Source organism: Alteromonas sp. AO-Serp (assembly GCF_017849675.1).
GTDB lineage: Bacteria > Pseudomonadota > Gammaproteobacteria > Enterobacterales > Alteromonadaceae > Alteromonas > Alteromonas macleodii.
Genome location: NZ_JAFLMX010000298.1, coordinates 19,814 through 28,560, shown reverse-complemented (window position 1 = coordinate 28,560; position 8,747 = coordinate 19,814). Strand labels below are relative to the sequence as shown.

General features: G+C 44.0%; 8 protein-coding genes. 6 read left to right on the top strand and 2 right to left on the bottom strand.

Annotated features, from left to right (window positions below; genetic code table 11):
- Nucleotides 1-1,335, top strand: a 1,335-nt coding sequence (locus QVA83_RS19320) for a M28 family metallopeptidase (protein WP_287498828.1), incomplete at its 5' end; no start/stop codon positions are given.
- A 256-nt stretch (nt 1,336-1,591) separates the two neighbouring features.
- Here the strand turns inward: QVA83_RS19320 and slmA are convergent.
- Nucleotides 1,592-2,179 (bottom strand): nucleoid occlusion factor SlmA, encoded by a 588-nt coding sequence (slmA, locus tag QVA83_RS19315; RefSeq protein WP_012516568.1) that lies wholly within the window; start codon nt 2,177-2,179, stop codon nt 1,592-1,594.
- Nucleotides 2,180-2,294: 115 nt separating this feature from the next.
- The gene (gene coaBC / locus QVA83_RS19310; RefSeq protein WP_069943479.1) at nt 2,295-3,524 is read right to left on the bottom strand and encodes a bifunctional phosphopantothenoylcysteine decarboxylase/phosphopantothenate--cysteine ligase CoaBC; all 1,230 of its coding nucleotides are present in this window, start codon (nt 3,522-3,524) and stop codon (nt 2,295-2,297) included.
- Between the two features lie 209 nt (nt 3,525-3,733).
- Here coaBC and radC point away from each other — a divergent pair, with 209 nt between their 5' ends.
- The 5 genes from radC to QVA83_RS19285 all read left to right on the top strand — a co-directional run bounded on the left by radC (nt 3,734) and on the right by QVA83_RS19285 (nt 8,489).
- Entirely contained in the window at nt 3,734-4,411 is a 678-nt protein-coding gene (radC, locus tag QVA83_RS19305) for a RadC family protein (protein ID WP_014947752.1), read from the top strand.
- A 92-nt stretch (nt 4,412-4,503) separates the two neighbouring features.
- The gene (locus QVA83_RS19300; RefSeq protein ID WP_014947753.1) at nt 4,504-4,857 is read left to right on the top strand and encodes a hypothetical protein; all 354 of its coding nucleotides are present in this window, start codon (nt 4,504-4,506) and stop codon (nt 4,855-4,857) included.
- Nucleotides 4,858-4,951: 94 nt separating this feature from the next.
- Entirely contained in the window at nt 4,952-5,641 is a 690-nt protein-coding gene (locus QVA83_RS19295; RefSeq protein WP_014947754.1) for a YjbF family lipoprotein, read from the top strand.
- Complete coding sequence (locus tag QVA83_RS19290; protein ID WP_039236677.1) at nt 5,641-6,390, top strand: capsule biosynthesis GfcC family protein; 750 nt, start codon at nt 5,641-5,643, stop codon at nt 6,388-6,390. Before QVA83_RS19295 ends, QVA83_RS19290 begins: the two co-directional genes overlap by 1 nt.
- The gene (locus QVA83_RS19285; protein ID WP_287498827.1) at nt 6,387-8,489 is read left to right on the top strand and encodes a YjbH domain-containing protein; all 2,103 of its coding nucleotides are present in this window, start codon (nt 6,387-6,389) and stop codon (nt 8,487-8,489) included. The genes QVA83_RS19290 and QVA83_RS19285 overlap by 4 nt, the downstream gene beginning before the upstream one ends.
- Nucleotides 8,490-8,747: the final 258 nt, after the last annotated feature.

Sequence of the window (8,747 nt, the reverse complement as noted above, 5' to 3'; positions counted from 1 at the left end):
ACTTTCACGCAAAACGGCGAAACCGTCGATTTTGACTACCCGAAAGAATATCTAGCTAGCCCGAGCTTGCTTAGCACCGAGGCTAATGTAAAAGGTGAAATGGTCTTTGTGGGCTACGGCATTGTGGCTGACGAGCTATCTCACAACGATTACGAAGACTTAGATGTAAAAGGTAAGGTTGTTGTAGCGCTTGCTGGTAAGCCAAGCGACTTTCCATCAGAAGAGGGCGCTCACTTTGCGTCTGGCTATCAAAAGCAAAAGTATGCGGTAGACAATGGCGCTATTGGCATGATCACTATCACAACGCCTAAAAATGAAAAGGTACGCCCTTATCAAAGCCGTTTGAACTACATCCATACGCCGCGTATGGCATGGTTAGACGACAGTGGTCAGCCTGCAAACAGCTTTTCTCAGCTTAAAGGTGGCGCTTACATGAGTGAAGGCGCTGCGCGTAAGTTATTTGAAGGCGCAGAAAAGAGCCTTGATGACGTTTATGCACAGCTTGAAGCCGACAAAGTACCGCAAGGCTTTGCGTTAAATGGCGTGGTTGATATCAGTAAGACGAGCGTACACGACACCATCACTAGCCCAAATGTTGTGGGTGTACTTGAAGGTTCTGACCCAGAGCTTAAAAACGAGTATGTGGTTTTCTCTGCTCACTCTGACCATATTGGTTTTGCCAAGACCGTAAAGAAAGACAACATTAACAATGGCGCCATGGACAATGCGTCTGGTACGTCAGTGATGTTAGAAACTGCACGCCTGTTTAGCGAAATGGAAGAAAAGCCAAAGCGCTCAATTCTGTTCGTATCGGTAACGGGTGAAGAGAAGGGCCTGCTAGGTGCAGACTATTTTGCTCGTAATCCAACTGTACCGGTTACTTCAATGGTGGCGAACGTAAATCTAGATATGCCAATTTTGACTTACGAGTTTGCAGACGTTATTGCGTTTGGCGCGAACCACAGTGATTTGCAAGAGTCAGTGGAAAAAGCGGCGGCGAATGCCAACATTGAACTAAGCCCTGATCCATGGCCTGAGCAAGCGTTATTCACTCGCTCAGATCACTATGCGTTTGTAAAGCAAGGTGTGCCTTCAGTGTTTATGGTGCCGGGTCTGAAGTCTAAAGATCCTAACGTAGATGGCAGCAAGGTGTTTGGTCAGTTCTTATCTACGCACTACCATAAGCCTAGCGACGACATTAACCAGCCATTCAACTGGAATGCGGCAGAGACTTTCACCAAGGTTAACGCGCAAATTGGTTGGACACTAGCAAACCAAAAGAACAAGCCTAAGTGGAACGACGGCGATTTCTTTGGAAACACGTTTAGCAAGTAAGTCCATATTTATTAAACATTAAAAAGCAGCATTTTTATGCTGCTTTTTTTGTGCCTGTAGCTTACGGACAGTGACTGAAATAATGAATTATGTGCATGTTGGAACGCTGAGAGATGAACTCGACAGCTGTCTGATTTAATTGAACTTTTTGCATTGATTTTGAAAAGTGTAATGCAATATAGAATGAGAAAAAAGCAATAAAAAAGGCGCTTGAAAGCGCCTTAGTCGTAACCCTTAGTCGTAACTTAGTTGGGTTCTAAACAAACATTTGCTTGAAAGCAGCCCATTGTTCATTGAACTGCTCAGTTGGCTTACGCGTAAATCCACTACGGATAAAGCCATTAATACGGCCATCGGTGTAGCAAATCATCATGTTGGCGATAATAGCTTCATCTGCAGAAAGGGTTTTACCTTCGCGTAGCTTGCGCTCTCTTAGCACTTGTTTAAGCTGCGTTTCTAAACGCTCGAAAAGCTTTGCTATGCGCGCGCGCAACCGGTCTTGTTCACCCATTAACGCATCACCATTTAATATTCGAGTAATACCCGGGTTCTTCTCAGCAAAGCCCAAAATAAGATGAAGAATAAGCTGACAACGCGTAAGCGAGTCTTTCTCTTCATTCACAATCTTATTGATGCGCGTGAAAAGTGTTTCTTCAATAAACTCGATAAGCCCTTCAAACATTCGCGCTTTACTTGGAAAGTGACGGTAAAGTGCCGCTTCAGACACTCCCACTTTTTCCGCTAATTTAGCAGTAGTGATACGTTGACCTGGGCTGGTTTCTAACATTCCAGCAAGTGCTTGCAGAATTTGAGCTCTGCGATTTGTTTTTTTGACAGCAGGCATGACGAAAGTATTTCCTCCGCTACCGAGTTATAGCAACTCGGGCTCCATGTTAAGTTGGCTTACACCAAAGCGTTTATATTTATCGTTTTTATTATCGACACTTAATAAGCATCTGTTAGTTTTTATTGTTTAAAGCGTAGCGCTCTGCAATAAGTGCAAGTAATTGACCCGCTAACTCGCTTTTACTGGTTGCAGGTAATCGTTTATCACCATCTTGCCATATTACGTGCAGTGCATTTTTATCACTGTTAAACCCCAGACCCTCGGCAGTAATATCGTTAGCCGCAATCATGTCTAGCTTCTTTTTGGCTAGCTTCGAACGCGCATAATCTTCTACATTTTGGCTTTCGGCCGCAAAGCCCACACAAAATGGTCTGTCTTGGCTGGTGGATATAGTTGCTAGAATATCAGGGTTTTTAACAAAAGTAAGTGTTAACTCATCACCGGTTTTCTTAATTTTATTATCGGCAACGCTCACGGCCTTGTAATCTGCTACAGCAGCCGTACTAATAAATATATCTGTGGAGGCTTTAAGCGTTTGACAAGTATTAAGCATTTCCTCTGCGGTAGTGACATTAATACGGTCACAGCGTTCGGGCGTTTCAAGCGACACAGGACCTGCCACTAAGGTTACATTTGCCCCCGCGAGTGCTGCTGCCTGAGCGATGGCAAACCCCATCTTTCCTGAGCTGTGATTTGAAATATATCGTACAGGGTCCAAAGGCTCTCTGGTTGGTCCCGCTGTTATCGTAATATTCTTTCCCGATAACGCCTTTAGCGACGAAGAAAGGGATAAAGCGTCTCTCTCTGCGTCATTTATTACATTGGCAATATCAACAGGCTCAACCATTCGACCTGAACCCACATCGCCACAGGCTTGTTCACCACTTGCCGGGCCAATAAAGGTTACGCCGTGCTCTTTTAAAATATCGATGTTGCGCTTTGTTGCTACCGCTTTCCACATTTGTTGATTCATGGCAGGAGCAATAAAGAGTTTCGCTGTTGTTGCAAGGTACAGTGTAGTCAGCAAGTCATCTGCCATACCGTGAGCAAGCTTAGCAATGGTGTTTGCGGTTGCGGGGGCAACAAGTAGGATATCAGCCCACTTTGCCAATTCAATATGCCCCATTGCGGCTTCAGCAGCAGGATCAAGCAGCTGGCGATGCACTGGATTTCCTGACACAGCCTGAAGTGATAATGAACTAACGAACTCTGCGGCAGAGTCTGTTAGAACCACACGCACGTTTGCGCCTAACGCAGTAAGCTTGCGCACAAGATCAGGTGCTTTATAAGCGGCAATCCCGCCAGTAACACCTAGCAAAATATTTTTATTAGCAATAGACATAGAAGAACACAAAATCTCGAAATTAGCGTTAGCCTACCATGGTGACAAAAAATCGGATAGCTGAACGAAAGTAGGTCTTGTTTCGACAGTGGCATGTAAACAGTGCCTACAGGTGTCAAAAATCAATAATAAACCCGCCTTTTATACAGTCGTTTCTTTGTCACCATTCATCTATAAACAACCTTTTATAGAATAGTCGGGCTAGATGAATGTCGATAAAAGTATGGCCAAAGAATGAAAGGCCAAGAGAAAAATTATTGCAGCACGGGGCTGAAAGCTTAAGTGATGCTGAACTCATCGCTGTCTTGCTGGGAAAAGGTGTGAAAGGAAAAAGCGCTGTGTCTGTTGCACATGAACTTCTCAACGAGCTAGGCTGCTTACGGGGTGTGGTAACAGCAACGAAAGAACGGTTTGCCAAAATAACGGGAGTTGGACCGTGCAAGTATGCGCAGTTTCAGGCGGGCTTTGAAATATTTAAACGCAATTTGGAAATAAAGCTGAAGCGTCAGGATGTTTTTAATAATGTAGATGATACTAAACGTTATCTACAGGCAAAGCTAAGAGACTGTGAACGTGAGAAGTTCGCGCTTTTAATGCTTGATAGCCAACATCAGCTTATTGCTTTTCGCACTATGTTTAATGGTACGATCAACAGTGCAGCAGTCTATCCAAGAGAATTGATCAAACAAGTAATGATCGATAATGCAGCCGCGATCATTTTGGTTCATAATCATCCTTCAGGCGTTGCTGAGCCTAGTCATGCGGATATACGATTAACCGCAGAGATCAAAAGCGCAATGGCGTCGATCGATGTGCCAGTTTTAGATCATTTTGTGGTTGGTGATAAAGAAACTGTTTCATTCGCACAGCGAGGCTTGTTAAGATAAGAAATCTAAGTCATTTGTCGATTATAATCTAGTCAAATGGTTGAAAATGATTTAGCATAGGATTTAGTGGGTTATTTTATTAAAGGACTGTTATGAAGAAGTCAATCATTGCATTATTTGCAGCTGCAACTATGGTTGCAGGCGTTAACGCACAAGACGGTGAAGGTGGTAGTGGTACTACTGGCATCGGCGGCGTAAGCGGCGGTATGATCGCGTCTGGTGTTGTTGTTGCGGGTATCGTTGCGGGTGTTGTAAACAACAACTCTGCTGATGCACCAGGAAATGGCGGCACTACTCCAGGTCAACCTACTTGTGAAGGTGACGACCAAATCGTTGATGGTGTGTGCGTAGGTACAACCGAAACTGTTACTGTAACTACCTCTGGTTCTGTAACAAAAACCATCACCGTACCTGTTACATTTACTTACGCACCGACCGTACAGTAAATTTAAGAGTATTCGAAAAAGCCGCTTTTTTTAGCGGCTTTTTTTATTTTTATAGCAAAGTTCATTTGTTTTTAGTTTTTGTCGGCGCATTTTAATGAAACTACACACTTTATTTGCCCTTTCGGGTGTTGTTTGCCTTTTTCTTTCCGGATGTTCCACCACGTCACTAGCGTATTACAACACGCTGAAGCTCGCGCTAAAAGATAGAACAGTTAGTTATACCGTTGAAGAGATTGCTGCTAGTAAAGCTGATCTTATGCAAATTAAAGCGGGCGGAAGAGATGCAGCCTCGCTTGCCCTTGCGTATATCGATGGTGAAAAGTACCGGTGGGTATCTGGTGATAAAGTCATCTTCACCATGCACCATGGCATTATCGTTAAAACTGAAGGTTTGGATCACGACCTATACTACACGGGAAATCTTCAGCACAACCCGCTTGCCACCAACAATGTTCTGCCATTCAATTGGAAACGCAAAGTTGATATTGCTTCCATAGGTTACGGTGTGCCGGTTGACTCATCTTGGCGAATAGAAGGGGAAGAAACTCGCGAATATTTAGGTTTTTCTGTTCCGGTAATTAAGGTTATCGAAACCGTAGAATTTTCTGAATACACGCCATTTATCGACGTAGGGTTGTCGTGGGAAAACACGTATTTCTTGCACAAATACTCGAAGGAACTTCTGGCCTCAAAGCAGCAGTTCAGCCCTGAAGGAGACGTTTACGATATGGTTTATTTAAGCCGAGTAGTACGTGAGATGAAGACACAAGGAGCAACGCAATAATGAAGTATATCTATACGCTTTTTATTGCCCTAGGCCTTACTGCAGCTACCAAGTTATATGCAAATGATAACCTTGTTAGTGTCATGATAAACAAGCAAACCTATCAGTTCGACAGGCCGATACGACTATCAAGCGTACTGTCCATTGTCGCTGATAATGGTGATTGGTACTGGCCTTCAGCTTCAGCTTTTGATTTAGCTAACCCTAAAGCTGAAGAAGAGAAAGAGATAGCGCTATCTCAAATTAGCGGGCTGCTCAATCAATTTGATGCCGATTCTGAAACACATAAAGCCCTTCAAAATCTCTATGATCAGGTAAGCTCATGGACGGTGTCTACACGCATAGACATGCCAATTTCCTACAATCGAGCAAGGTTGTTTTTTGAAGACAACCCTATGTTTCAGCCAGGCAAATACTGGATTCGACTAAATGGAAGACCTGACGTTGTGCATTTCTCTGGCGCTGTAGTAAAGCCTGGTGCGTACAAGCATCAAAGCGATACGTCGGTTTATACGGCTGTTCACACGGTGAAAAAAGCGGTTGATGCCGACAGAAGTCATGTCTACGTAATTGATCCAATGGGAAATATTGAAGAAAAGGGTATTGCTTATTGGAATTTAGATTTTGGGCAGCTGATGCCGGGCAGCCAAGTCTATGTTCCTATCTCATCAGAACTCTTTAGCAATAAACTTAAGCAATTAAATGAGCGCGTAGCCGCTTTAGCAGTACATAGGGTTTTACCTCAATGAGTGCGCCACTACTTTCTAAGAAAAAAACACTCGCGCTTGTAATTGGCAGCGCGCTTTCTTCTACCGCTTTTGCTGATACTCAAGTTCGCGTTACTCCTTCGCAGATGGTGCAGGGCGGAAATGGTCTTATTCAAACACCAACGGCTCGTATGCGAGACGAAGGTGGAATGGCCATTAACTATACCGACAACGGCGAATATCGCTTCTGGTCTGTTAACATTCAGCTTTATGATTGGATGGAAGCAACTGCCCGTTATACTGACGTGCGCACAAGACTTTACAGTCAAGTTGAATCATTCAGTGGTGATCAAACGCTGAAAGATAAAGGCTTAGACGTTAAATTCAGATTATGGAAAGAAAGCTACTATTTGCCAGATATCAGTGTCGGCTTCAGAGACTTTGGTGGAACAGGCTTTTTTGAAAGTGAATACGTCAACGCCAGTAAATCTATCGGTCCATTCGACTTTCACCTTGGCTTAGGCTGGGGATATCTCGGTACAGCCGATGACATCAGCAACCCGTTTTGCGAGCTTAAAGACAGCTTCTGTGAACGCCCAGGGGGCTTCTCTGGCCGCGGTGGTAAGGTAGACTACGACCAGTTTTTTAAAGGAACAACCGCATTTTTCGGTGGTGTGGAATACCAAACACCATGGGAGCCGCTAACGCTAAAGCTTGAGTTCGAAGGGAACGATTATTCTCGTGACAGAGCTGGACAGCTAGAGCAAGATTCTCGTTGGAATGTTGGTGCAGTGTATCGTTATAAAGACTTCGATTTCACGTTGAACTATCAACGAGGTAATACTGTTGGTTTCGGCGTTACGTATCGCTTTAATATGAATACGGCTTCGCAAATAAAGTTCGATGAACCACCTAAGAACCTGATGGGTAGAAAGGTGCCACAAGACGTGAAAGATGTTGATAAATCCCGTCTTTACAATGACCTTTACCGGTCGGGGGGCTTTGTACTGTCTGATGCTGAAATTAAAGAGGACAGCGCTACGTTTTACGGTACACAGGTTGCCTATCGTGACCAGAATGAAGCCATTGAGCGAATTGGTCGCGTGGCGGCCTCAGAGCTTCCAGATTCCGTAAAAACCTATCATGTAGTAGACAATCGCGCTGGTCTTCCTTTAGTAGACACGCAGGTGGATGCCGAGGCCTTTATTGCTGCAGCGCGTTACGAATCTGTTGACGCAGATATCACTGAAACCTACGTCAGAACATCACCTTCAAAAGAAGTGCTCGACGCCTATGATCCTGCCAATACATCTGGCTTCTACTACAGCGCAGATTTCTTCTTTACCCAATCATTCGGTAACCCAGAAGATTTCTATCTGTATCAAACCGGATTATTGCTAAACGGCGGTTATGCTTTTAACGAAAACTTTGCAATCATGAGCAGTGCCAGGGTTACGCTTCTAGATAACTTCGACAAGTTTAACTACTTGGTAGACAACGAAGAAGTGTCGCTACCTCGCGTGCGTACTCGAGTTCGTGAATATGTGTCAGCAAACGATGTATGGTTAGATACAACATTTTTACATTACAAAGACACCATTGCAGAAGACCTCTATGCTCAAGCGTACGCGGGTTATCTAGAAACCATGTTTGCTGGGGTAGGCGGTGAAATACTGTATCGTCCCGTTGATAGTAATCTAGCTTACGGTCTTGATATCGCTTACGTAAAACAGCGCGATCCTTACAGTCAAACAGGTCTGGAAGACTACACAGCGGTCACTGGACACGCTAGCGTCTATTGGCAGCCAGAATTCTTAGACGACACGCAAATTACCGTAAGTGCTGGACAATTCTTAGCCAAAGATAAAGGCGTGAATATCGATTATGCGAAGCGTTTCGATAGCGGTATCATTGTTGGTGCATATGCGGCATTCACTGATGTATCGTCAGAAGAATACGGCGAGGGAAGCTTCACCAAAGGCTTCTACATTTCCATACCTACAGATCTGTTCTTGTTAGAACCTACCAAAGGTCGCGGGTTATTCCCATGGGTGCCGATTTCTCGTGATGGCGGTCAAATGCTGCGTCGACCCACTCGTTTGATTGACATGACTGAAATAAGGTCACCATTTTTTGATTAAATAGAAATACGCCGCGTTCGCGTGGCGTTTATTCACGTGCGGATATCTTAGATGCTGCAATGCGAATATAAAATTAAAGCGTAGATTGCGTATTTATTCATAGCCTAACCGCTTAGGGAAAAGTACAATACGGGCCGTGAAAAATGAGAGCTGGTAGTTTTTCGAGCAAAAAAAAGCCAAAAAGTAACCTTTTTGTACTTTCTTATTGAAATGATCCTGCCTTTGCTGTATAAAATGCGCCCTCTAATTTATAGTAAT

Excerpts from the sequence above, each read along its gene's own strand:
- slmA (WP_012516568.1), bottom strand. The coding sequence starts at position 2,179 with ATGCCTGCTGTCAAAAAAACAAATCGCAGAGCTCAAATTCTGCAAGCA.
- coaBC (WP_069943479.1), bottom strand. The coding sequence starts at position 3,524 with ATGTCTATTGCTAATAAAAATATTTTGCTAGGTGTTACTGGCGGGATT.
- radC (WP_014947752.1), top strand. The coding sequence starts at position 3,734 with ATGTCGATAAAAGTATGGCCAAAGAATGAAAGGCCAAGAGAAAAATTA.
- QVA83_RS19300 (WP_014947753.1), top strand. The coding sequence starts at position 4,504 with ATGAAGAAGTCAATCATTGCATTATTTGCAGCTGCAACTATGGTTGCA.
- QVA83_RS19295 (WP_014947754.1), top strand. The coding sequence starts at position 4,952 with ATGAAACTACACACTTTATTTGCCCTTTCGGGTGTTGTTTGCCTTTTT.
- QVA83_RS19290 (WP_039236677.1), top strand. The coding sequence starts at position 5,641 with ATGAAGTATATCTATACGCTTTTTATTGCCCTAGGCCTTACTGCAGCT.
- QVA83_RS19285 (WP_287498827.1), top strand. The coding sequence starts at position 6,387 with ATGAGTGCGCCACTACTTTCTAAGAAAAAAACACTCGCGCTTGTAATT.